The 22,942-nt window shown below is 73.8% G+C and carries 17 protein-coding genes; 12 read left to right on the forward strand and 5 right to left on the reverse strand.

The window, feature by feature from the left end:
- Positions 1-40 precede the first annotated feature (40 nt).
- Together D5H75_RS13825 and D5H75_RS13830 are read right to left on the reverse strand one after the other, a co-directional pair.
- Entirely contained in the window at positions 41-760 is a 720-nt protein-coding gene (locus D5H75_RS13825; RefSeq protein WP_202638125.1) for a 2OG-Fe(II) oxygenase, read from the reverse strand.
- Between the two features lie 71 nt (positions 761-831).
- A complete protein-coding gene (locus tag D5H75_RS13830) occupies positions 832-1,677 on the reverse strand; it encodes a MarR family winged helix-turn-helix transcriptional regulator (protein ID WP_202638126.1) in 846 nt (281 codons plus the stop codon).
- Between the two features lie 147 nt (positions 1,678-1,824).
- Between D5H75_RS13830 and D5H75_RS13835 the strand changes: the two genes are divergently transcribed.
- Entirely contained in the window at positions 1,825-2,466 is a 642-nt protein-coding gene (locus tag D5H75_RS13835; protein ID WP_119926838.1) for a hemerythrin domain-containing protein, read from the forward strand.
- Between the two features lie 203 nt (positions 2,467-2,669).
- Here the strand turns inward: D5H75_RS13835 and D5H75_RS13840 are convergent, their stop codons facing one another.
- Complete coding sequence (locus tag D5H75_RS13840) at positions 2,670-3,299, reverse strand: hypothetical protein (RefSeq protein ID WP_119926839.1); 630 nt, start codon at positions 3,297-3,299, stop codon at positions 2,670-2,672.
- Positions 3,300-3,420: 121 nt separating this feature from the next.
- Here D5H75_RS13840 and D5H75_RS13845 point away from each other — a divergent pair, with 121 nt between their 5' ends.
- The gene (locus D5H75_RS13845) at positions 3,421-4,005 is read left to right on the forward strand and encodes a class I SAM-dependent methyltransferase (RefSeq protein ID WP_119926840.1); all 585 of its coding nucleotides are present in this window, start codon (positions 3,421-3,423) and stop codon (positions 4,003-4,005) included.
- A 622-nt stretch (positions 4,006-4,627) separates the two neighbouring features.
- On the opposite strand, the gene D5H75_RS13850 is transcribed toward D5H75_RS13845, so the two are convergent.
- Positions 4,628-5,485 carry an alpha/beta fold hydrolase gene (locus D5H75_RS13850; RefSeq protein ID WP_119926841.1) on the reverse strand — a complete coding sequence of 286 codons (858 nt, stop codon included), beginning with the start codon at positions 5,483-5,485 and terminating at the stop codon, positions 4,628-4,630.
- Positions 5,486-5,644: 159 nt separating this feature from the next.
- Between D5H75_RS13850 and D5H75_RS13855 the strand changes: the two genes are divergently transcribed.
- Positions 5,645-6,208: an NADAR family protein gene (locus tag D5H75_RS13855; protein ID WP_119926842.1), complete on the forward strand. Its 564-nt coding sequence runs from the start codon at positions 5,645-5,647 to the stop codon at positions 6,206-6,208.
- 862 nt (positions 6,209-7,070) lie between these two features.
- On the opposite strand, the gene D5H75_RS13865 is transcribed toward D5H75_RS13855, so the two are convergent.
- Entirely contained in the window at positions 7,071-7,508 is a 438-nt protein-coding gene (locus D5H75_RS13865; protein WP_479688591.1) for a winged helix-turn-helix transcriptional regulator, read from the reverse strand.
- Between the two features lie 140 nt (positions 7,509-7,648).
- Between D5H75_RS13865 and D5H75_RS13870 the strand changes: the two genes are divergently transcribed.
- From D5H75_RS13870 to D5H75_RS13910, 9 genes are all read left to right on the forward strand, one after another.
- The gene (locus D5H75_RS13870) at positions 7,649-8,521 is read left to right on the forward strand and encodes an aldo/keto reductase family oxidoreductase (RefSeq protein WP_119926844.1); all 873 of its coding nucleotides are present in this window, start codon (positions 7,649-7,651) and stop codon (positions 8,519-8,521) included.
- Positions 8,522-9,084: 563 nt separating this feature from the next.
- Positions 9,085-10,284, forward strand: a complete 1,200-nt coding sequence (locus D5H75_RS13875) for an ROK family transcriptional regulator (RefSeq protein WP_119926845.1) — start codon at positions 9,085-9,087, stop codon at positions 10,282-10,284.
- 316 nt (positions 10,285-10,600) lie between these two features.
- Positions 10,601-11,551: a carbohydrate ABC transporter permease gene (locus tag D5H75_RS13880; protein ID WP_242454222.1), complete on the forward strand. Its 951-nt coding sequence runs from the start codon at positions 10,601-10,603 to the stop codon at positions 11,549-11,551.
- Positions 11,544-12,350: a carbohydrate ABC transporter permease gene (locus tag D5H75_RS13885; protein ID WP_119926846.1), complete on the forward strand. Its 807-nt coding sequence runs from the start codon at positions 11,544-11,546 to the stop codon at positions 12,348-12,350. The genes D5H75_RS13880 and D5H75_RS13885 overlap by 8 nt, the downstream gene beginning before the upstream one ends.
- A gap of 17 nt (positions 12,351-12,367) precedes the next feature.
- The gene (locus tag D5H75_RS13890; RefSeq protein ID WP_119926847.1) at positions 12,368-13,645 is read left to right on the forward strand and encodes an ABC transporter substrate-binding protein; all 1,278 of its coding nucleotides are present in this window, start codon (positions 12,368-12,370) and stop codon (positions 13,643-13,645) included.
- The gene (locus tag D5H75_RS13895) at positions 13,642-14,865 is read left to right on the forward strand and encodes a glycoside hydrolase family 15 protein (protein WP_202638128.1); all 1,224 of its coding nucleotides are present in this window, start codon (positions 13,642-13,644) and stop codon (positions 14,863-14,865) included. The genes D5H75_RS13890 and D5H75_RS13895 overlap by 4 nt, the downstream gene beginning before the upstream one ends.
- A complete protein-coding gene (locus D5H75_RS13900) occupies positions 14,862-17,072 on the forward strand; it encodes a glycoside hydrolase family 31 protein (protein ID WP_119926848.1) in 2,211 nt (736 codons plus the stop codon). The genes D5H75_RS13895 and D5H75_RS13900 overlap by 4 nt, the downstream gene beginning before the upstream one ends.
- An 18-nt stretch (positions 17,073-17,090) precedes the next feature.
- Positions 17,091-20,303: a TIM-barrel domain-containing protein gene (locus D5H75_RS13905; protein ID WP_119926849.1), complete on the forward strand. Its 3,213-nt coding sequence runs from the start codon at positions 17,091-17,093 to the stop codon at positions 20,301-20,303.
- Positions 20,304-22,826, forward strand: coding sequence for a TIM-barrel domain-containing protein (locus tag D5H75_RS13910; protein WP_119926850.1), 2,523 nt, complete (start codon positions 20,304-20,306; stop codon positions 22,824-22,826).
- The last annotated feature ends 116 nt before the right edge of the window (positions 22,827-22,942 follow it).

The raw sequence follows: 22,942 nt of genomic DNA on the forward strand, positions 1-22,942 counted from the left end.
TCCGCTGTGCGGGCTGCGGGGCGTTCCGCTGCGCGGGGGCCTACGTCGCGTTGTGGAAGATGACGCCGAGGACGTGGCGCTCGCCGCCGGTCACGGTGCTCACGCCGTGGCGCATCGCCACGCGCTTGTAGCCCCGGGCCGAGGGGACCGGGCGGTGGCGCACGGGGAAGACGACGCCCTGGCCCAGCGTGGGGCGGGCGACGATGGGGCGGGACTGGGCCCGGGGCCGCTGCTCGACGAAGACGCTCTCGCCGCCGGTGAAGTCGGCGTCGGGGGTGCTGAGCATGACGGCGACCTGGATCGGGAAGGTCACCTCGCCGTACACGTCCTGGTGGAGGCAGTTGTGGCCGCCGGGGCCGTACCTCAGCAGGAGCGGGGTCGGGCGGTGCTGGCCGGCCTCGGCGCACTCGGCCAGGAGGCCGTCCAGGTCCTCGGGCCAGGCGCGCTCGCCCAGCCGGGCCGCCCATCGGTTGGCCAGGCGGGCCAGCGGGGGATAGAGGCGTTCGCGCAGGCCCTGGACGATCGGGACCAGGGGGTCGCGGAAGTACCGGTAGGTGCCCTCGCCGAAGGCGTGCCGCGACATCACGACGGTGCTGCGGAAGAGGTCGTCCCGGCCGAACATCGCGATGACCTCGGCGCATTCCTCCGGGGTGAGGAGCGGGGGCGTGAGCGCGACGCCGACGCGCTCCAGTTCCCCGTCGAGGTCCGCCCACGCGTCCGCCGGTCCGGTCGCCGCCGGGATCTCCAGTTGCCGTTCCACCTCGTGCCCCCTCGGGTCGGAGTTCGCCTGCGTCTCCTGTAACCCCGTACGGCTCCGCGCGGTTGCGCCCGTCAGGGGAGGAGTTTGGTGAGGAGGTCGCGCAGGTCGCGGACGGCGTCCGGGCCGAGGGAGTCCTCGATCTCGCGCTCGGTCGCCTCCATGGCCCGGTGGACCTGGGGGAGCCGGTCGCGGCCGAGGCCGGTGAGCCGGAGGGCGTAGCGGCGGCGGTCGTGCGGGTCCTGGCCGCGGGCGATCATGCCCGCCTGCACGACCTCGTCCACCAGGGACGCGGTCGTCGGCTCGGTCAGGCCGAGGCTGCGCGCGAGCCGCTGCTGCGGGCAGGGCTCGAGCCGTTCCAGCGCGAGGAGCAGCCCGAAGTGGCGCGTGCGCAGGCCGTACGGCGCGAGGATGTGGTCGCCCAGGCGGCGCAGGCGGTAGTGGGCCTGGGCGATGAGGTGCTCGGTGCTCGCGATCTCGCCGTCCTCGGCGACGAGCCTGGTGAGCAGCTCGGTCAGGCGGCGGCGCTCGTCCCCGGTGAGGGGGGCGGTGATGCGGGCGTCGCGGTCGGCGATCTCCGCGCGCATGTCCTCCAGGGCGGCGCGGCCGGCGTCGGTGAGCGAGAGCACGTGGGTGCGGCGGTTCTCCGGGTTGCGCGTGCGGGTGACGTATCCGGCCTTCTGGAGGCGGTCCAGCAGCTTGACCATGATCGTGCGGTTGATGCCGAGGCGGTGCGCGAGGTCCTGCTGGGAACGGGCGTCCTCGTCGGCGAGGGCGTCGAGGACGACGAAGTCGCGGGACGTGCCGTCGCCCATGGCGTCGGCCGTGACGGCGGTGAAGACGCGGCGCAGCAGATGGCCGAGGGAGGCGTGCGGCGGCCCCGCGTGGTCCTCCGCCACGGGCTGCCGCTGATCGGTCACAGGTCACACCTCCGGCGAGAGCTTACCAGCGCTGATAGAGCGGGACATTGATGGTCGCGCTGATGATAGTTGGGATGTTGACAGTTGTGTGGGTGAGGGTTAGCGTCGGGGCGTCGATGGCGGGAAATCGCTCGGAAGGGACCGGACATGGGCTTCAAGCTGGACATGACGATGATGTTCGTGATGCACGACGCGCTGCGGCGGGAGCTGGAGCGGATCGCGCGGATCACCGAGCGGGGCGGCGACGACCCTCGCTTGATCATGAAGTCGGCCGTGGGCTGGGAGATGTTCAAGCGGTACCTCCACGCCCACCACCGCGCCGAGGACGAGGCCCTGTGGCCGGTGATGACGGAGCTGGTCGCCGGCCGGCCGGACGACCTGGCGCTGCTGGAGGCGATGGAGGCCGAGCACGCGCGCATCGACCCGCTGCTGGAGGCGATCGACGCCGCCCTCGCCGACCGCGAGACGGGCCCCGCGCGGCTCGGGGCCCTGGTGGACGAACTGCGCGCCGGGCTCACCGGCCACCTCGTCCACGAGGAGACCGACGCCCTGCCCCTGATCGACGCCGTCCTCGGCGAGGAGCACTGGAAGGGCATGGCCGAGGCCCAGCGCCGCCGCGTCGGCGACGACGGCCCGCGCTACCTCCCCTGGCTCCTGGACGACCTCGACCCCCGCCGCGCCGAACTGGTCCTCGGCCTCATGCCCGCCCCGATCCGCGCCGCGTACGAGGACGAGCTGCGCCCCGCGTACGCCGCCCTCGACCTCTGGCCGAGCCGTACCGCCGCCTGACCACCGGAGCGCGGTGACGGCCGCGCGGATCTGCGGGCGGGACTGCCACCGGGTCCGCCCGCGCCGCCGGCGGCGATGGCCGGGCGGGCCTCGGCGCTCCGCGTCCGTCGCGGGCCGGGTACGGCGGGCCGGGTACGGCGGGCCTGGTACGGCGGCGCGGCGGATGCGGGCGGCGCGGCGGGTGCGGGCGGTGCGCGGGGCGGTCAGGCTCCCGGGGCGCGGGGGTGCGGGCCGGGCGGGGTGTGGCGGGGCGGCAGGCCGCCGATCGGGGCGACGTCGTGGCCGCGGTGGCAGCGCCAGACGGGGGCGCGCTCGTCGGCCGGGTGGAGGCCGAGGCCGTGGCGGGGGCAGACGGGCCAGACCTGATGGCTCTCCTCGATCACCACCTCCTGGACGGCGTCGGCCATCGGGAGGAGGGGACGGGGACCGGGCTCGACGGGGAGCCCCTGGTAGAAGCCGCGGAACTCGACACGCGGCGCGTCCGCCTCCGGATCCCAGTCCGGCAGCGTGAGGCGCACGGGGCCGTCGACGCCGGCCGCCCGCAGGTCGCGCCTCACGACGTCGAGGGCGTGTTCGAGGGCCGCCCACGATCCGGAGCCGAAGGCGACGCCGTCGAGGAGGGCCCGCCCCAGCCGGGCCAGGTCGCCCGGGGTCAGGTCCGCCGGGAGGCGTTCGAGGATCTCGCGTACGGCGGGGCCGTCGTGGCCGCGGTCGGCGAGGGCGCAGGCCAGGTCCACCAGCGCGTCCGCGTGCGGGTGGCCGTCGCGCAGGCCGATGTGCACGAGCGCGGCGGCCCGCCGTACGGGCTGGGGCAGCCGGTCGAACGAGTCCATGCGGCCAGCCTCGGGTGCGCCGCCGGGGCGGGGCAACCGGATTGATCCCGGCCGCCGGAGATCGTGCCGCTTGGGGGAAAACGTTCAACGCCGTCCGTTCGGGTGGATATGGTCGGGCCGTATGTCCTTCAACCACAACGACCACTACCACGGACTCCTGCTGCGGCACGTGCCCGCGGGGGCGCGGCGGGCGCTGGACGTGGGGTGCGGGACGGGGCGGTTCGCGCGGCGGCTGGCGGCGCGCGGGCTGGAGGTGGACGCCGTCGACGCGTCCGCCGAGGTCGTCGCGGCGGCCCGGAAGGACCCCGCCGGCGTCACGTTCGAGCAGGCCGACATCACCCGCCACGACCTCCCCCGGGGCAGGTACGACTACGTGTCCTGCCTCGCCTCGATCCACCACGTGCCCTTCGAGACGGTGACGCGCCTGCGGGACGCCCTCGCCCCCGGCGGCGTCCTGGCCATCCTCGGCTGTTACCGCGAGAGCACGCCCGCCGACTACGCCTGGGCCCTGGCCGCCGTCCCCGCCAACGCCGTCATCCGCCTGGCCCTGGCCGCGCGCGCGGACGACGGAGTGCCCGCCCCCGTCACCGCCCCCACCATGACCCTCCCCGAGATCCGCCGCGAGGGCGCCGCCCTCCTCCCCGGCGCGAAGATCCGCCGCCTCCTCTTCTTCCGCTACCTCCTCCTCCACCAGGCTCCCGCCTGACCCTCCGAGAACCCCGAAGCCGTCGGCGCCCCGAGAAACGACTCGCCACAGGGAACGGGCCCGAGACGAAATCGCAAGATCGCGGCATGGCTGAACGCCCCCGTGCTTCAAGCCCCGCCCCGGCCCCCACAGGCACCCGCCCTCCCTGATCGCCGAATCGCGCGGAGGACGGGATGGGATCGTTCGCAAGATCACGGCATAGAGGCACGCGCCTGGGAGGCGACAGACGTCCGGGCCAGGCCCCTGGAACACAGCGAGTGGGCGGGGGAGCCTGGCGCGGTCTCGGCCCGAGGTCGCGGGGATCCGGGGAGAGTGCGGGTGGGACCGGTCCGGAGGTTCTCGGCCGGGCGCGGGGAACGGGGAGCCAGGCGAGCCGGGGCTGCTTCGGCCCGAGGCGGACTGCCCGAAGGGGTCGGCGCGGACACCAGTGATTCCTGAGCCGGCCACCGCGCCAGCCGTACGGCCAGGCAAGGCGGCAAGGAAGGGCAAGGCGTCAGCCGTACGGCAAGCCGGGGTAAGCGGATGGGGGCGTCAGCCGTACGGCAGGCCGGGGCAAGCGGATGGGGGCGTCAGCCGGTACGGCAAGCCGGGGGCGAGCGGATGGGGAGGGTAGGCGCTGGGGTCAGGAGAGGGCGCGGTTGGGGGCGGTGTGGCGGAGGAGGGCGGGGATGGCTATGGGCCAGGAGGGCTCGGGCGGGGCCTCGTGGCCGGTGTGGGGGAGGGGGAGGAGCTCGGCGGAGGGGATCTCGCGGGCCATGGCCTCGCCGTGGGCGAAGGGGAACAGGGGGTCCTCGGTGCCGTGCATGACCAGGGTGGGGGCCTTGATCTCCGGGAGGTTCGCGCGGCCGGCGCCGCCGCCGGCGATCAGGTAGTGGTTGTTCCAGGACGCGGGGCTGGAGCTGCGGTCATAGGCGCGGGCGACGGTGCGGCGGACCAGCGCCTCGTCGTAGGGCTCGCCGGCGAACAGCCGCTGCGTCCCGGCGTAGTAGTCGATCACGGCCGCGCGGTCGGACCAGTCCGGCCCCGGATCATCGGAGGAGAGCAGGGCGCTCACGCGGGGAGCGGGTGGCGGCAGGTCGGGGTCTCCCGGACCGGGACTGGCGGACATCACCGTGAGCGACGCGACGCGCTCCGGCCGGGTGAGCGCGGCGATCAGCGCGATCCACGCGCCCATCGAGATGCCCGCGAAGTGGGCGCGCTCCAGCCCGAGCGCGTCCAGCACGCCCACGGCGTCCCCCGCCAGGTCGGCCATGGTGTACGGCGGAGCGCCCGGCGGGTAGGCGACGGACCGCCCGGTGTCGCGGTTGTCGTAGCGGATGACGAAGCGCGACTCGGTGGCGAGCCGCGCGCAGAAGGCGTCGTCCCACCAGTCCATGGACCCGGCCGCGCCCATGATCAGCAGGATCGCGGGGTAGTCCGCGCGCCCGAAGGTCTCAAGGCAGATCCGCACCCCGTTGGCCCGCACGATGCGCTCGACCATCGCCCCACCCCTCATCGACGTCCCGGCACCCCCCATCCTGACCCCGGTCCCCGACAATTCCACCCCGCTCGCGGAGAGCTTTCTCCTCCGTGGCAGGCCCTTCTTCCCCCGGCGAATAACCCGTCGCCTCCCGCCCGCCGTACACGGAAAAATGCTTCCATGTCGGAAAAGCCCCTGCCCCGCTCCGTCGAAGAGGCGATCGCGGCCGAGAGCGAGGGCCGGCGGATCCGTTTCCTGTTCTTCTGGGGGCACCGCCGGCCCGCGGGCGGGGGAGTGGGCGCGGGGTGCCTGAGCCAGTGGTGGGAGGCGGAGTTCGCCGAGGACGGGCACGTCTACCGTTCGGCCGAGCACTACATGATGGCTCACAAGGCCCTGCTCTTCGGCGACGAGGAGACCGCGGGGAGGATCCTCGCCGCCGCGCATCCCGGTGAGGCCAAGCGCCTGGGCCGCGAGGTCCGGGGCTTCGACGAGGACGAGTGGGCGCGCCGGCGCTTCGGCATCGTCGTACGCGGGAACATCGCCAAGTTCGGGGCCCACCCCGAACTGGCCGCCTACCTTCTCGCCACGCGCGATCGCGTGCTCGTCGAGGCCAGCCCGCGGGATCGGATCTGGGGCATCGGGCTGGCGGCCGGCGATCCGCGCGCGGCCTCGCCCTCGGCCTGGCGCGGGCTCAACCTGCTGGGCTTCGCCCTCATGTCCGCCCGGGACGCGCTCGCCGGGTGAGCGCCGGTGGGCGCCGGCGGGCGCCGGGGTGAGCAGCGACGAGCACCCGGTGCCACTGTTGCCGGCGCGGTGAGCGCGCTCGGTACGGCGCGTGCGGGGACGGGGTGGACGGGGTGGGCCGGGTGGTTGCGGTGGGCGCGGGGCGGGGCCGCCTCGCCGCGCGCACCGCGGCTCACGGGCGGGTGAAGTCCATGGTGCAGTTGGTGAGCCAGGTGGTTCCGCCGTCGCGGGAGACCGCCTGCTCCCAGCGCGGGGAGTCGCCGGTGACGCCGCTCCAGGCGAAGCGGACGCGGACCGCCTCGCCGGCGTACTCGTCGTCGCCGTGGAACTCACCCCGGTCGCCGTCGAAGCGGCCGGCGACCGGGGGGAACAGGGTTCCCGTGCGGCGGCCCGCCCAGGAGAGGGACCACTCGCGCGCTCGGGGGAGTAGAGGCGCGGGGTGAGCCCGGCGCGGTCGAGGGTCGTGAAGTCGATCTCGTCGAGTTCGCCCCGCCGCCGAGGTGCCGCGAGGCGCGGGCGAACCCGGGGCACTCCTCCCAGCCGCTCGTCCCGTCGAGGTAGTCGATGAGGCGGCGGTCGGCCACGTCCCAGTCGCCGGTGAAGAAGTCCAACTCGTTCATGGAGCGGGCGCTGTGCCTCCTCCACTGACACCTTCCGGCGGTGAATCCGCTCCCTCTTCCGCCCCCGCCCCAAAAGCCGGAGCCACCTCCCCTCCCCGCCATCCGTCGCCCGCCATCCGTTGTCCGCTGGACGCCGTCCGCCACTGCGTCCCTGATCCCCGTGGCGGCCCTCTTTCCCGGCTCTTCGCAGTTGAGGGTGTAGGCCGAGAATGTAGAGCTGTTGGACGGTTGGATGTGAGTCGTCAGGGGGTGCCGACCTCGTGGTTCTCGCGGTTCGCGAGGACCTCGGCCATGTGTGTCTGCGCCCAGCTTCTGAGCCCGCGGGTCAGGTGGTGGAGCGAGAGGCCGAGGTCGGTCAGCTCGTAGGAGACGGTGACAGGGACGGTTGGCGTCACGGTACGGGTGAGCAGACCATCGCGCTCCAGCGACCGTAGCGTCTGGGTCAGCATCTTCTGGCTGACCCCGGCCAGAAGGCGAGAGAGCTCGGAGTAACGCATCGCCTTCGGGGCGTCTGCGTGTGCCGCAGCGGGCCGGCCAGGGCTGGTGTCGCCGCCCAGCGCACACAGGATCAGGACGACCCACTTGTCCGAGATCCGGTCGAGCAGTTGCCGGCTGGGGCACCCTGCCAGGAACGCGTTGTACTCCACCTTGGCCTGGGCCCTCTTCTGGGCCGCCTTCATCGTCGTCACTGATCGCACCTCTCACCAACGGGTGGGTTACGCACTCCCAAGTGCCTACTTCCCGACAGGAAGTTTCTCTCCAATGCTGATGCAGGGAGGCGGCAGGCGCCACCCCCAAGTGCACGACGAAAGGCAACAAGATGAGCACACCCTCCCTCCCTCTTCCCGGCGGCACCTGGACTCTGGGTGACCTGACCGTCACCCGGTTCGGCTACGGCGCCATGCAACTGGCCGGCCCGGGGGTCATGGGGCCGCCCGCCGATCGCGAGGGTGCCCTGGCCGTGCTGCGTGAAGCGGTCGCCCTCGGTATCACGCACATCGACACCAGCGACGCCTACGGGCCGCGCGTCACCAACGAGTTGATCCGCGAGGCACTGCACCCCTATCCCGAGTCGCTGCACATCGTGACCAAGGTGGGCGCGACCCGCGACGGACAGGGCGGCTGGCCTCCGGCCCGGCGGCCCGAAGATCTGCGCCGCCAGGTCCACGACAACCTCAAGTCCCTCCGCCTCGACGTGCTCGACCTGGTCAACCTCCGACTCGGCAACGCCGAAGGTCCCCAGCCCGGCTCGCTCGCCGAGGCGTTCGGGACGCTCGTCGAACTCCAGCGGCAGGGCCTGATCCGCCACCTCGGGGTCAGCAACGCCACCGAGGAGCAGGTCACCGAGGCACAGAGCATCGCGCCGATCGTGTGCGTGCAGAACATGTACAACCTCGCCCACCGTCACGACGACAAGCTCATCGACCGGCTCGCCACCGACGGCGTCGCGTACGTGCCCTTCTTCCCCCTCGGGGGCTTCACCCCGCTTCAGTCCTCGGCGCTCTCGGCGGTCGCCGCTCGACTGGAGACGACACAGATGTCCGTCGCACTGGCCTGGCTGCTGCGGCGATCACCGAACATCCTGCTCATCCCCGGCACGTCATCGACGGCACACCTGCGCCAGAACATCGCCGGCGCGGGACTCTCCCTCTCTCATGAGGACTCGACCGAGCTGGACGACATCAGCCGCTGAATGCCCCCGAGCTGACCGCCTCGCAAGCCACGACCAAAGCCACCGGTCAAGTTCCGGCCCCGGTCGCCTTCGCGCGGCCGGGGCCGGAGCAGGACGATTCGCCCTCACCTGGATGACTTCAGATCATCAACCGTCAGGAACCTGTGTCACGCCGGCGCTGGAAACTCCCGTCCCGCGCGCCTGCCCTTTTCCCATTTTCACGGCCGGAGCCCCGTCGGGCGGACGAATTTCTGGTGTCCGCGCTCACCCCTGACGGGCACTCAGGGCGGACTGGAAGCGGCCCCGGCTCGCCGGGCTCCCCGTTCCCGGCGCCAGGCGAAAACCTCGGGACCGGTGCCACCGCCGGCCACGACGCCCCGCGATCCCCGCGCCCCGGCCCTCGCGGCGACCACACGTCTCCACCCGCCGGATGTGATCGACACCGGATGATCGCCGCGAGGGGATTCGTTTCGGCCGGGAGCGAGCGGGGTTTCGGTTTTCGGAGAGGAATTCTTCTATTGACGGCTCCCGGGGGCGGGCGTACGTTCGCGGGGAAAATTTAGTTCTGAAGAAAGTACGCCGCGATGGCTGTTTCCGGCACTGAGCGCGGGGACCTCACCCGCACCGCGATCCTGGCGCTGCTCGGGACCGTGGGGCCGCTCAGCCGTACGGAGATCGCGCGGCGGCTGGAGCTCAGCCCGGCCAGCGTCACGCAGGTGACCCGGGAGCTGATCGGGCACGGGATGCTGGAGGAGCTGGACTTCGCGCCGTCGCGGGGCGGCCGGCGGGCGCAGCGGCTCGGGCTGGTGGGGAGCGCGGGCCGGGCGCTGGGGGTCAAGGTCGCGGCGGACCACCTGGTGCTGGCGGACGTGCGGCTGGACGGCGCGGTGCTCGGCTCCTGGGAGCGGAAGTTCGACGCGACCGCCGCGAACGCGCTGGACGTGCTCGCCGAGGCGGTGGCCGAGGTGGCCGCGGAGGGGGACGCCGGGGTCCCGCTGCTCGGGATCGGCATCGGGGTGCCCGGGAGCGTGGACGACCTCGCCGTGGGAACGGTCCACGCGCCCGCGCTGGGGTGGCGGGCCATGCCCGTGGGCGAGTGGGTACGGCGGCGCGCCCGGCTGCCGGTGCTCGTGGAGAACGACGTGAACGCGCTGGCCGCGGCCGAGCGGTTGTACGGCAGGGGGCGTATACACCGCGACTTCCTCGTCCTCACGATCGGATGGGGGATAGGGGCCGCGATCGTCAGCGACGGCCGGGTCTACCGGGGAGCCCGCGGGGGAGCGGGGGAGTTCGGGCACTTCCCGGTGGATCCGGCCGGCCCGGTCTGCCACTGCGGCAACACCGGCTGCCTGGAGGCGCTCGTGGGCGCGGCGGGACTGGTCGCCGCGTCCCGGGCCCGGGGCCTGCCCGCCGACGAGATCGCCGAGCTGAGCCGGGCCGCCGCCGAGGGGAGCGCGCCCGCGCGGGCCGTCTTCGCCGAGGCGGGGCGCGCGCTGGGGCGGGCCGTCGCCGGGCTGGTCAACGTGGTGGACCCGGAGGCCGTCGTGGTGCTCGGGGAGGGCACCGCCGACTGGGAATGGTGGGACGCCGGGTTCGCCCCGGCCGTCCGGTCCTGCCTGCTGCCGGGCCTGCGCGACGTCCCGATCGAGGTCGAGGCCTGGGGCGACACGAGCTGGGCCCAGGGCGCGGCCGCGCTCGTGCTCGCCACCCCCTTCGACGAGGCCGGCGCCGCCGGCGAACAGGGCCGCCTCGTCCGCGCCCGCCTGATCGGCGGCTCCCCATGACCGCCCCGGCCCACGCCCCGGCCCCGGCCCACGGCCCCGTCTCGACTCACCAGCGCGTCCCGGCTCACCGCCGCGCCCCGGAGCCGGCGGCGCGCGGCCGGGCCACAGGACCTCGGGGGAATCGGGGGTACGGCGGCTGCCTGCGACGGCGGGGGCCGCAGGCGGACGCCGTACCCCTGACTCTCAGCACCAGCACAGCCCTCGCCGCCAGGACAGCCCTCGCCGCCAGGACGACCACGCCTCCCGCGGGTCGCGCGCGCCGGTCACGTGGTGATCCCTCAGGGCGCCGCGTGGCCGGTGCGGGAGGGGGCCGGTCGTGAGCGCGCCCCCCGACACCGTCGCCCCCGTGCGGCGGGCGGGGAGCGAACGGCCGGGAAGGCCCCGGCGGAGCCGGTCCGCCCGGTTGCGGTACGCCGGGATCGTCGCGTTCTTCCTCCTGCCGAGCGCGATCCCGCTGGCGCTCTTCACGCTCGTGCCGATGGCCGGGTCGCTGTGGGTGAGCCTGCACGAGTGGGACCTGATCACCCCGATGACCTGGGCCGGTCTCGGCAACTACGCCGAGCTTCTCGCCGACCCCGCCACCCGGGCGGCGTTCCTGCACACCGTGGCGTTCATCGCCGGATACCTGCCCCTGGTGTACGCCGGGGGGCTCGGCCTCGCCGTTCTCCTGAACCGGGCCATGCCCGCCCGGGACCTGTTCCGCGCGGTCTACTTCCTCCCGGTGATCACGAGCTGGGTGGTCGTGGCGCTCATGTGGAAGTGGCTGCTGAACCCGCGCAGCGGCGTCGTCAACTGGCTGCTCGGCGTGTTCGGGATCGAGGGCCCGGGGTGGTGGACGGACCCGGCCTGGGCGATGCCGTCGGTGATCCTGGCCTCGGCCTGGAAGGACCTCGGCTTCGTGATGGTGATCATGCTGGCCGGGCTCCAGGCGATCCCCCGGGAGTATCTGGACGCGGCCCGCGTGGACGGCGCGGGCGCGCTGGCCAGGTTCCGGTACGTCACGCTGCCGCTGCTGTCGCCGTCCACGTTCTTCGTGATCGTGATCTCGCTGATCAACGGTTTCCAGGTGTTCGACCAGGTGCACGTCATGACCGGCGGCGGCCCGGGCGGGGCCACGCAGGTCGTGGTCGAGCAGGTCTACGACCTGACGTTCAGGTACGGCCGCGCGGGCGACGCCTCGGCGCTGTCGTGGCTGCTGTTCGCGGTCGTCCTGGTGGTGACCCTGGCGCAGGTCAGGGCGCAGCGCAGGTGGGTGACCTATGGCTAGGGCGCTGCGCTGGATCCTGGTCGTGGCCGGGGCGCTGGTCATGGTGTTCCCGTTCGCGTGGGCCGTCGTCACCTCGCTCACGCCCGAGGGGGCGCTGTTCGGCACCCCGCCGGACCTCACGCCCGACGACGCGGACCTGGGCGCGTACGCGCGGCTGCTGGAGGCGCTGCCGTTCTGGCGCATCCTGCTGAACAGCGCCTGGATCGGGCTCGTCTCGACCCTGCTCCAGCTCGTGACCAGCGCGATGGCGGCGTACGCGTTCGCGCGGCTGCCGTTCCCCGGGCGCGGGGCGGTGTTCGCGGTCTACCTGGCGACGCTGATGGTGCCGATGCAGGTGCTCGTCGTCCCGCTGTTCATCGAGATGCGCGCGGTGGACCTGGTGGACACGTACTTCGCCGTGCTGGCCCCGGGCATCGCCTCGGCGTTCGGCGTGTTCCTGCTGCGGCAGGCCGTCGCGCAGGTCCCGCGCGAGCTGGACGAGGCGGCGGTGCTGGACGGGGCCGGACACGTCCGCGTGTTCGTCTCGATCGTGCTGCCGCTGATCAGGCCGGCCCTCGCCACGTTCGCGATCTTCGGGTTCATGGCGAGCTGGAACGCCTACCTGTGGCCGCTGGTGATCATCCGGTCGCCGGAGTTCATGACGCTGCCGCTCGGGCTGGCCTCGCTGCACGGCCAGTTCACCACCGAGTGGAACGTCGTCATGGCCGGGTCGGTGATCAGCGTGGTCCCGATCCTCGTCCTCTACGTCCTCGCCCAGAAACACGTGATCGCCAGCGTGGCGCAGTCGGGGCTCAAGTAGCCCGGAGCGGAGGAATCATGGCCAGGAACCTGCGGGCCGCGGTGGCGCTGCTGGCGGCCGCCGCCCTGCTGGCCGCCGGGTGCGCCAAGGGCTCGGCGACCCGCGACGACGCGGGCGGCGGGGGTGGCGGCAAGGTCACCCTGCGGTACTTCACCTTCTCGGCGGCGCCGGACCACGTGAAGGACCTGGACCAGATCGTGGCCGCGTTCGAGAAGGAGAACCCGCGCGTGGACGTGAGGGTGGAGACGGCCCCGTTCGAGGAGTACTTCACCAAGCTCCAGACCAGCCTGGCCGGGGGCACCGCGCCGGACACGTTCGAGCTCAACTACGAGAACTTCGTGACGTACGCCGGGGGCAAGGCGCTCCTGGACCTGGGCCCGGTGGCCGCCGCCGACAAGGGGTACGACCCGGCGGCGTACCAGCCGAGCTCGCTGGCGGCGTTCCGGCACCAGGGCAGGCAGTTCGCGCTGCCCGCCTCGTTCTCCACGGTCGTGCTCTTCTACAACAAGGACCTGTTCGAGAAGGCCGGGGTGCCGCTCCCGACCGCGGACTGGACCTGGGAGGACGAGATGGACGCCGCCCGGCGGCTCACCGACCGGAAGAACAAGGTGTACGGGGACTTCCAGCCGGTGCAGTTCCACGAGTTCTACAAGACGCTGAGCCAGGCGGGCGGCCGGTTCCTCGCCGAGGACGGCAGGACGCCAGCGTTCAACGGGCCCGAGGGCGTGCGCGCCGCCGAGTGGCTGGTCGGCAAGGTCGGGAAGGTCATGCCGACCGAGGCCGAGATCGGCGGGACGGCCGACTACGACACGAACCTGTTCAAGTCCGGCAAGCTCGCGATGTGGCACAACGGGATCTGGCAGTTCGCCGGACTCGCGGACGCGCCGTTCGAGTGGGACGTCGTGGTCGAGCCCGGCGACCGCACCAAGGCCAGCGCCGTCTTCCACAACGCCGTCGCGGCCTCGGCCAGGACCGGGCACCCGAAGGAGGCGTGGGCCTGGGCGCGCTTCCTGACCGCGTCGAAGGTGGCCGCCGACGTGCGGATCAGGTCCTCGTGGGAGCTGCCGCCGGTCGCCGACCGGTCGCTGCTGGCCGGATACCTCAAGGAGCCCAGGCCGCCGGGGCGGCAGGCCGTGTTCGACTCGCTGAAGTCGATCGCGCTGCCGCCGGTGATCGCCAAGCAGCAGGAGATGCAGGACGCCGTCACCGAGGAACTGGGCAACGCCGCCGCGGGCCGCAAGTCGGTGAAGGCCGCGCTCGACGACGCCGCGCGGAAGGTGGCCGGTCTGCTGTGAACGCCGACGACACCGCGGTGAACACCGAGGACCACGCGCTGGGGGCGGCCGTGCGCGCGCTCGTCTCCCGCAGCCTCGACGTCATCGCCGCGAACCAGGCCGCGAGCGGGGCCTACCCGGCGGCGCCGGACTTCTCCGCCTATCGCGGCTACTGCTGGCTGCGCGACGGCGCGTTCATCGCCGAGGGCATGAGCCGGCACGGCGACGCCGCCGGGGCCTGGGCCTTCCACGCCTGGTGCGGGCGGGTGATCGGGGAGCGGGCGCCGTGGGTGGACATGCTGCTGGACCGGTCCGGCCGGACCCCGGCCCCGGCGGAGATGCTGCCGGCCAGGTTCACGCTCGACGGGCGCGACGGCGACGACGAGTGGTGGGACTTCCAGCTCGACGGCTACGGCACCTGGCTGTGGGCGCTCGCCGAGCACGCCCGCAGGCACGGGGGGAACCTGCCCGAGGAGGCGGCGCGCACGGCCGCCCGCTACCTCACGGCGTTCTGGGGCCTGCCGTGTTACGACTGGTGGGAGGAGCACCTGGCGCACCGGCACGTCTCCACGCTCGGCGCGATCCACGCGGGCCTGCGCGCCGCCGTCGCCCTCGGCGTCCTGACCCGTCCCGAGTCCGAGGCCGCCACCGAGGCCGCCGAGGCCATCGCCGCCCTCGTCGCCGCGGAAGGGGTCGCGGAGGAGGTCCCGGACGGAGTCGCGGAAGGGGTCCCGGACGGGGCCGCCCGGGGGAACGCCGCGGGGAGCACGCCGGGGAGCGCCGCGGGGCCGTACGGCGGGCACCTGGTGAAGTGGCTGGGGTCGCGGGAGGTGGACGGGAGCCTGGTCGCCTGCGTGGAGCCGTTCGGGCTGTACTCCGCGGACCATCCGGTGGGGGCGGGGACCGTGGCGGCGGTGGAGCGGGCGCTCGCGTGGGAGGGCGGGGTGCACCGGTACCTCGCCGACACGTTCTACGGCGGGGGCCGGTGGCCGCTGCTGTCGGGGTTCCTCGGCTGGAACCACGCGCGGGCGGGACGGACGGCCGAGGCGGGGCGGTACCTGGCCTGGATGGCGGCGCAGGCGGCCCCCGGCGGGCTGCTGCCGGAGCAGGTGTCGGACCGGCTCCTCGCCCCCGGCCGCCGCGCCGAGTGGGAGGAGCGCTGGGGCCCGGTGGCCACGCCGCTGCTCTGGTCGCACGGGATGTACCTCGTGCTCGCCGACGAACTGGGGGTGCGGCCGTGATCAGGCACCGGCCCGAGGGCTCGGGTCATCCGTACGCCACGACGGGGGACCAGCGGGTCCCGGTGGTCCCGTACGCGGGCGAGCCCGTGGAGCTGCGGGTGCGGGCGGCCCCGGCGGTGACGCGCGTCGTGTGCGACTGGCGGGAGGACGGCGGCCCGGCGCTGACGTTCGACCTGGCCCCGGTGGCCGCCCAGGACACCCGGGACCAGGGCGGCGGGCACCTGGCGGCGGCCCAGGCGCGGGCGCGGCGGGCCGGTGGCGCCTGGTCGGCGTGGACGCCCCCGCTGGAGCGGGGACGCCGGTACGCCTACCGGTTCCGCGCGAGCACGGACGGCGGGCGCGCGCGGACCGGCCGCTGGCACACGGTGACGGCGGCGGCCTGGGCGGAGACCGGCGGGACGCTGACGGTCAAGGGGCGCGACCGGGTGGTGCCGGGCAGCGTGCGCTGGCTGGCCGACGGGGACGCGGCGCGCCGGGTGCGCTTCGCGCTGGCGCTGGCCCCCGACGAGCACGTGGTCGGCTTCGGGGAGCGGTACGCCGCGGTGGACCAGCGCGGGCGGCGGCTGGACGCGGTGGTGTTCGAGCAGTACAAGGCGCAGGGCGACCGGACGTACCTGCCCATGCCGTACGCCCTGGTGGTCGGCGGGGAGACCGCCTGGGGGCTGCACGTCGCCACGAGCACGCGCACCTGGTACGACGTGGGCGCGACCCGGCCGGACCGGCTCGTGGTGGAGGCCGAGCTGCGGGAGCCCGCGCTGACCGTCGCGTTCCCGGAGGGGAGCCCGGCGGAGGTGCTGGACGCGTTCCTCGCCGAGGTCGGGCGGCCCGCCGAGTTGCCGGAGTGGGTGTTCCGGCTGTGGGCCAGCGGCAACGAGTGGAACACCCAGGCCCGGGTGATGGCGGAGATGGACCGGCACCGCGCCGAGGACGTCCCGGCCGGGGTGGTCGTGATCGAGGCGTGGAGCGACGAGTCCACGTTCACCGCGTTCCGGGGCGCGGAGTACGCCGTGAGCGAGGAGCCGCGCCGGCTGGCCGACTTCACGTTCCCGGCGGACGGGCCGTGGCCGGACCCCAAGGGCATGGTGGACGAGCTGCACGCGCGCGGGATCCGGGTGCTGCTGTGGCAGATCCCGCTCCAGAAGATGCGCCCTCACCCCTCCGGGCAGGCCGCCCTCGACGCCCGCCTGCTGGTCGAGCGGGGCCACGCCGTACGGCGGGGCGACGGCCGGCCGTACCGGAACCGGGGGTGGTGGTTCCCGCTGGCGCTCATGCCGGACCTGTCCTCGCCGGAGACGCGCCGGTGGTGGACCGAGCGGCGGCGCTACCTCGTCGAGGACGTCGGGATCGACGGGTTCAAGACCGACGGGGGCGAGCACGCCTGGGGCTCGGACCTGCGGTACGCCGACGGGCGGCGCGGCGTGGACGGGAACTCCCTCTTCCCGGTGCACTACGCGCGGGCCTTCGGCGACCTGCTGCGGAGCGCGGGCAGGCCCCCGGTCACCTTCAGCCGGGCCGGGTTCGCGGGCTCGCAGCCGCACGGGGCGTTCTGGGCCGGGGACGAGGACTCGACCTGGGAGGCGTTCGCGGCCTCGATCCGGGCCGGGATCACGGCGTCGGCCTGCGGGATCGTGTACTGGGGCTGGGACCTGGCGGGGTTCTCGGGCGAGGTGCCGGACGCCGAGCTGTACCTGCGCGCCGCCGGGACCTCGTGCTTCATGCCGATCATGCAGTACCACTCCGAGTTCAACCACCACCGGCTCCCGCGCCGCGACCGCACGCCCTGGAACGTGGCGGAGCGGACCGGCGACCCGCGCGTGCTGCCGGTGTTCCGGCGGTTCGCCCACCTGCGGGAACGGCTCGTGCCGTACCTCGCGGGGGAGGCGCGCGCGGCGGTCGCGGGCGGGGCGCCGCTGATGCGGGGGCTGTTCTTCGACTTCCCGCGGGACCGGGCGATCTGGCGCCACCCCCTGCAGTACCTGCTCGGGGACGCGCTGCTCGTCCTGCCCGTCGTCACGCCGGGGGTGTCCGAGGTCGCCGGGTACCTGCCCGGGGGCCCCTGGACGGACGTGTGGACGGGTGCGGAGCACGCGGGCGGCCGGGAGGTGACACTGCCCGCCCCCATCGACCGGCCGCCCGTGCTCTGCCGTACGGACCGGTGGGCCGGGCTCGCCCCGGTCTTCGCCTGCCTCCCCGAGCTCGACACGTGACACCCCGGAGGTGATCGCATGGCATCGGCCGCGCTGGGTCTCAGCGGGATCCACCACGACCCCACCGGCTTCGACGACCTGTACTCCGCCGAGCCGACGGAGCGGTCGCCCCGGGACCCGATGGCCGGCGAGGCCGTCACGATCAGGGCGACGACCTGGCCCGTCGAGCCCGGCCAGAACGTCTGGGTGAGCTGGACCAGGAACGGCGCCGACCAGCCGCCGGTGGGCGCGGCCTGGGACCACAACAGCGGGAACAACAGCTACTGGCGCGCCGAGCTGGGCACCTTCGAGCGCGGCGACACGATCGCCTACAGCGTGCACGCGCACGACGGCGGCGGCGGCCGCAAGAGCACCGGGACCCACTCCTTCACCGTCACCTCGTGGAGCACGGTCACCGACGTGGTCGACTGCACTGACAATCTGACCAGCGTGGACGTCACCACCGGCGACTCGGCCGGGGACTTCACGCCGCGCGTCCGCTTCGCGTTCCCGGCGCCCGACCGGTTCCGGGTGCAGATCGCGCCCGCCGGGGAGGGCCTGGACATCGCGGGGCGGCCCGGGCACACGGTCAAGGACGAGGGCGACGCGATCGTCATCTCGACCACCGAGCTGACGCTGCGGATCCAGAAACGGCCGTACCGGCTCTCGGTGATCAGGGACGGGCGCGTCGTCCTGCGGCAGTACGACCCCGCGCGGTTCCGCAACCTGGGCTGGGCGAGCGACGGGCGCGGCACGATCACCCGGATCGAGGACCACCTGCTCACGCCCGAGGGGGAGCGCTTCGAGGGGTTCGGCGAACGGTACGACCGGCTCGACCAGCGCGGGACCGACGTGCACCACTACGTCTACAACCAGTACCGGGACCAGGGGGCGCACCGCCGCACCTACCTGTCCGTGCCCTTCTTCCTGAACTCGGCCGGATACGGCGTGCTGCTCAACACCGACCGGTACGCCGTCTTCAACCTGTGCACGCACCTGCCGGACCTGGCGGGGTTCACGGTGAACACCTCCGGCGGGCGCGACTCCACGCTCGACTACCACGTCTTCACCGGCACGCCCGAGCGCATCCTGGACGCCTGCACGGGCGAGACCGGCCGGCCCGACCCGCCGCCCAGGTGGGCGTTCGGGCCGTGGATGTCGGCCAACGAGTGGAACACCCAGGACGAGGTGGAGAACCAGCTCGCGCTGGCCGTACGGCACCGCGTGCCGCACACCGTGCTCGTCCTGGAGCAGTGGAGCGACGAGGCCACCTTCTACCTCTGGCACGGCGCCTCCTACACCCCGCGCGACGGCGGGGAGCCGATCGGGTACGGCGACCTGACCTTCCCGCCGGGGACCGCCTGGCGCGACCCGAAGGCGATGGTCGCCGCCGCGCACGCGCAGGGCGTGCGGGTGGTGCTGTGGCAGATCCCGGTGCTCAAGGAGAACTTCGACCGCAACCCCTCCGCGCCGCCTCCGCAGCACCTCAACGACAAGGAGCACGCGCGCGCCCAGGGGTACGTCGTGCGGCGGTCGGGCGGCGAGCCGTACCGGATTCCGCGCGGCCAGTGGTTCGGGGACAGCATGGTGCCCGACTTCACGAACCCGGCGGCGGCGCGCTGGTGGATGGGCAAGCGCGCCTACCTGCTCGACGAGGTGGGGATCGACGGGTTCAAGACCGACGGCGGGGAGGCGGTCTTCGGGCGCGGACTGGAGTTCGCCGACGGGCGGCGCGGCGACGTGATGCACAACTCCTACCCGAACGCCTACACCAGGGTGTACGGCGAGCACGCCCGGGCGCGCGGCGGCGTCGTGCTCAGCCGGGCCGGCACGGCGGGGGCGCAGGCGCACTCGGTGTTCTGGGCGGGGGACCAGGACTCGGGGTTCGGCGCGTTCCGGGAGGCCGTGCGGGCGGGGCTGAGCGCGGGGATGTCCGGGGTGCCGTTCTGGACCTGGGACCTGGCCGGGTTCACCGGGGGGTTCCCGAGCGCGGAGCTGTACCTGCGGGCGGCGGCCCAGGCGGTGTTCTCGCCGATCATGCAGTACCACTCGGAGAAGGCCGACCCGGGCGCGTCGGAGGCGCGCACGCCGTGGAACGTGGCCGCGCGGACCGGGGACGACTCGGTGCTCCCGGTGTTCCGCCGGTTCGCGAACGTGCGGATGAACCTGGTGCCCTACCTGTACTCGGAGGCCGCGCGCAGCGCCCGGACCGGCATGCCGATGATGCGCGCGATGAGCCTGGCGTTCCCCGGAGACGACGCGTTCCCCGGAGACGGCGCGGGGGCCGGGCGCGACCAGCAGTACCTGCTGGGGGAGAACCTGCTGGTCGCGCCCGTCACGACCGCGGGCGCGACGGTGCGCGAGCTGCGCGTCCCGGCGGGCGAGTGGACGGACCTGTGGAACGGCGGCCGGTTCACCGGGCCCGGGACCAAGGCGTACGGCGCGGACCTGGCCACGATCCCCGTCTACGCGCGGCCGGGCGCGATCCTGCCGCTGAACCTGGACGCCGCCGGGGAGCTGGGCGGGGCGGTAGGGAACTCGGTGACCGAGCCCGTCAACCTGGTCTTCCGGGTGTACCCGGCGGTGACGCCCTCCTCCTATGAGTACGTCGAGGACGAGGGCGGCGCGAGCCGTACCGTCACGGCGGTGGCGGACTGGGCGCGGCACGAGGTGTCGGTGACGGTGCCGGACGTGACGTGCGAGGTCCAGGTGGCCTGCACCCGGCCGGACGCGGCCGGGGACCTGCGGGAGTGCGCGACGCGGGAGGAGCTGACGGCCGCGCGGGAGGGCTGGTGGTGGGACCCGGCCCAGCGGCTCACGCACGTGAAGCCGGGCGGGCGGCGCGCGCTGGTCCTGACGGGGGTCCACAAGGCCCCCTACGAGGCCGAGCACGCCGAGCTGACGGGGACCGGGACGAACTCCGATCATCCGGGGCACACCGGAAGCGGCTTCGCGGACCGGTTCGACGCCCCCGGGGACGCCGTGACGTTCGCGGTGAACGCCGACGCCGCGGGCCCGCACCGGCTGGTCTTCCGGTACGGCAACGCCGGGCCGGACGCGACGCGGTCCGTGCGCGTGGACGGGAGGCCGGCGGGGACGGTGCGGCTGCCGCGCCTGCGCGACTGGGACACGTGGGCGGACGCCGCGCTGGAGACGGAGCTGACCGCGGGCCCGCACACGGTGACGCTGGAGTACGGCCGGGGGGACGCCGGGGCCGTCAACCTCGACTCGCTGACGCTGGCCCGGCCGTAGATGAGACGGCTGCTGCTCGCCCCGCTGCTGCTGGCGCCGCTGCTGTTCGTGAACACGGCGGCCTCCGCGCCCACCGGCGTGCAGCGGGCGGAGTTCACCTCGGGGGACGCGTACCTGCTGGTCGAGTTCCTGGACGACGACCTGGTGCACTTCGAGCTGTCGGCGGCGGGCGCGAGCCCGGGGACCGAGCGGGCGCTCTTCACGACGCCGCAGGTGGCCAAGGCCGACTACGCGGGCCCCGAGGCGTTCTCGCGGGAGGGCGACACGTTCACGACGGCGGCGCTGCGCGTCGAGGTGCGGCCGGACACGCTCTGCGTGACGATCGCCGAGGAGGGCCGCACGCTGCACACCGCCTGCCCCCGCAACCTGCGGCAGGCGTGGAAGGGCCTGACGATCTCGCGGGAGGGCGCCCGCAACGCGTACGGCCTGGGCGAGCAGTTCCACCGGAGCGGCGGGGCCGACGGCGACTGGGACGGCCGGGTCCGCACGCCCGGCGGGCCGTTCGGCAACGCGATGGTGTTCGACCCCGACAACGGGCCGGTCGGCAACGCCATGATCCCGGTGCTGTTCGCCACCGGCGGGGGCGCGGGGACCGCCGGCTACGGGCTCTTCCTGGACCAGGTCTACAAGCAGGAGTGGAACCTGACCCGCGACCCGTGGACGGTGGACACCTGGGGCGACCAGCTCCGGTGGTACGTCCTGGCCGGGCCGGACCTGCGCGACCTGCGCTCGGACTACCTGGAGCTCACCGGCAGGCCCCCGGTGCCGCCGCGCAAGGCGTTCGGGCTGTGGATGTCGGAGTACGGCTACGACGACTGGGCCGAGATCGACGACCGGCTCGCGACCCTGCGCGCCGCGCGGTTCCCCCTGGACGGGTTCGTGCTGGACCTGCAGTGGTTCGGCGGCGTGCGCAAGGAGTCCGACGACACGCCCATGGGCGGCCTGACCTGGGACGAGATGAAGTTCCCCGATCCGGCGGCCCGGGTGGCGGCCTACGCCTCGCAGGGGCTCGGCCTGATGCTCATCGAGGAGTCGTACGTCGGCCGCGCCCGCCCCGAGCACGCCGACCTGGCCCGGCGCGGGTATCTCGTGCGGCGGGGGTGCGAGACGTGCGAGCCGGTCTACCTGACCGGGAACCCCTGGTGGGGGTTCGGCGGGATGATCGACTGGACCCAGGACGCGGCCGGCGACCACTGGCACGAGACCAAGCGCCGCCCGCTCGTCGAGCAGGGCGTGCTCGGCCACTGGCTGGACCTGGGCGAGCCGGAGATGTACGACCCCGGCGACTGGACCGCCGGGGTCCTGCCCGGCAAGCACGCCCACGCCGACTACCACAACCTCTACAACCTCAAGTGGGCCGAGAGCGTGGCGCGGGGGTACCGCGACGTGCCCCGGCGGCCGTTCCTGCTCGCCCGCTCCGCCGCCGCCGGGATCCAGCGGCACGGCGTGGCCATGTGGTCGGCCGACATCGGGTCCCGGCTCGGCGCGCTGGCGATGCAGTTCAACGCGCAGATGCACATGTCCATGTCGGGGATCGACTACTACGGCTCGGACGTGGGCGGGTTCCGCCGGGAGATGCTCGACTCCGACCTCGGCGAGCTGTACACCCAGTGGTTCGCGAACGCGGCCTGGTTCGAGGTCCCGGTCCGCCCGCACACCGACAACGTCTGCAACTGCCGCCAGACCGCCCCGGACCGCGTCGGCCACGCGCCGAGCAACCTGTCGAACATCCGGCGGAGGTACGCGCTCACGCCGTACTACTACTCGCTGGCGCACCGCGCCCACCGGTACGGCGAGGCGGTCGTGCCGCCCCTGGCGTACCACTACCCGCACGACCCGAACGTGCGCGAGATGGGGCACGAGAAGCTCATCGGGCGCGACCTGCTGGTGGGCGTGGTCGCCGGGCGGGGCGAGCGCGAGCGCGACGTCTACCTTCCGGCGGGGGAGTGGATCGACTACCACACGAACGAGCGGCTGCGCAGCTCCGGAGAGTGGTTCCGCCGCCGCCCCCTCTACGACGGCGACCTGTTCCGGCTGCCGGCCTTCGCCCGCTCCGGGGCGATCATCCCGAAGATGCACGTCGACGACCGCACCCTGGACGTGTACGGCCGCCGCGCCGACGGGACGGTCCGCGACGAGCTGGTCGCCCGCGTCTACCCCGACGCGGCGGAGACCTCGTTCACGCTGTACGAGGACGACGGCGCGACCACGTCGTACCGGAGCGGGGCCGTGCGCGAGACCGAGTTGACCCAGCGGCGGGACGGCGCGTCGGCCACGGTCACGATCGGCGGGGCGCGGGGCTCCTACCAGGGCGCCCCCGCCGACCGGGCGAACGTCGTGGAGCTGGTGGGCCGCGCCTCGGCGGTGACCCTCGACGGCGCGCCCCTGCCGCGCCTCCCCGGCCGCGCCGCCTTCGACGCCTCCCCCTCCGGCTGGTACGCCGGCGACGACGGCGTCACGGTGGCCAAGTCCGATCGCGCGCCGGTCACGACGGCGAAGACCTTCGCCTTCGTCCTGGAGTGATCGCCCCGTCGCGGAGGGCTGCTGGCCGATCGCGCGCTCCCGATGCATAGTGGCCCTTGGCCTCAAACCGCATATCGGTCACCCACCGTTTATCGGTCATTCCGCAGGGAGATGCG

Origin of the sequence: Bailinhaonella thermotolerans (assembly GCF_003594875.1) — a bacterium.
Lineage (GTDB): Bacteria > Actinomycetota > Actinomycetes > Streptosporangiales > Streptosporangiaceae > Bailinhaonella > Bailinhaonella thermotolerans.